The sequence below is a fragment of the Undibacterium sp. Dicai25W genome, assembly GCF_049340505.1.
Classification (GTDB): domain Bacteria; phylum Pseudomonadota; class Gammaproteobacteria; order Burkholderiales; family Burkholderiaceae_D; genus Undibacterium; species Undibacterium jejuense.
Genome location: NZ_JBMPOQ010000048.1, coordinates 1 through 1,449, shown reverse-complemented (window position 1 = coordinate 1,449; position 1,449 = coordinate 1). Strand labels below are relative to the sequence as shown.

Annotated in this window: 2 protein-coding genes; both read left to right on the top strand. The window is 29.0% G+C overall.

Translation table 11 applies throughout. From position 1 onward, the window contains the following. Positions 1-703: 703 nt before the first annotated feature. On the top strand, positions 704-895 hold the full coding sequence (locus ACO0KY_RS19605; protein ID WP_423048912.1) for a hypothetical protein: 192 nt from the start codon (positions 704-706) through the stop codon (positions 893-895). Between the two features lie 144 nt (positions 896-1,039). Next, positions 1,040-1,449: hypothetical protein (locus tag ACO0KY_RS19600; protein ID WP_423048910.1), on the top strand; the 410-nt coding region annotated here is incomplete at its 3' end.

Genomic DNA, 1,449 nt, shown 5'->3' with positions numbered 1-1,449 from the left:
AGTGAGACACCCCCCAGTGCCTGCAAGGACTGGTAGCGTTTTTGTATATTGCTAATTTGTTCGTCCCAAGCTTTGTAAGCACTTTCATTATCTATTTTTCTGTTAAGAAATTCTTTGTCATGTTCAATAAACATATTATATAATTATTCTTTTGTTTTCATTGTAATTTTCCTTTTTTAAGTTTTATACAATAAACATAACAAATGAATATTTAATGTCAATATTTATTTTAGAAAAATAGATATATATTTTATTTAGATAGTTAATGCAGTCTTATTTATGTTTAGAGAGACAAGGCGAGCTTGTCAGTTTTCTTTTAGCCCAACGGCATCCAGTAAACAAAGTCTTTTTTAAGCTTTGCTAAGCTCCTACCTTTCCTACCTTTTTTAAAAAAATAAAACATAAGGTAGGAATGTCTAAACCTATCATTTACAAGTCATTTCAGTCTTTCTCCTACCTTTCCTACCTTTCCTACCAGTCGTTCAATCCTGTCAGACTATTTACCCATAGCTATTTCCCAAGCAAAAGGTAGGCAGTAAAAAAACCTTGTTAAGTCTTTAATATCAGTAGTTCCCAGTTCCTACCTATTTTGTCAATAAAAGGTAGGCAAGTTTTAATGATATTTATTTTTCATAATCTATTGACATTAAACTTATATTTGTTTTAATAAGAATGTAATAACAAATAATAACGGAGATAGATAATGAATAAAGAAACAAACACAAACACAAACAAAACAAAGCAAATAATATGCAGAATGGATGATGAATTGTTTGCAGAGCTAGAAATAATTAGAGAACAACTTGGAGTCAATTGGTCATTTCAAGTTAGACATTTTTTAAAAAACAAGGTTGATGAGTTGAAATCATCCAATAAACCAAAAATAAAAATCTAATGAACAAAAAAAAGCACCTGCTTAAACAGATGCCCTTTTAAAACTTAATAAGGAAACAAAGACAAAAACCAATAAGTCTCTATTTCTAACCCAAGTGTCAATGAAAGGAAACCAACTAAAACAAATACAACAAGGATACTTAATATGTTAGCTAATAATAAAAATAAATCAATAGGCAATTCAAAATTCAATGATCAATTGGAGAATTACAAAACTTTTGGAGATGCAACAGATGTTGACTTTGAAAATATAGAGCCAATCAACTTAGAATTGATTGAATACAATAAAGAAAACTATAACCACCAAATAGAGCTTATAGACCCAAGACTTTACAGGAACTATGGCTTTGATTTTTCAACTACTAATGATGCTAAAAAATTTAGACAATACATAAAAGATTTCTCTGAATACTCTTTCATGAACTTATCAGGAAAGCCAGTCATTGTTAAACCATATTATGAAAAAGGCTTATTAAAGTATGAGTTTGCAAGTGTGACTGATTTCAAGAACTTTAATAAACAAGATAAATTTGATGTATTAAATGGAAAGAGAGT

Coding starts and splice junctions, on each gene's coding strand:
- ACO0KY_RS19605 (WP_423048912.1), top strand. CDS start 704: ATGAATAAAGAAACAAACACAAACACAAACAAAACAAAGCAAATAATA.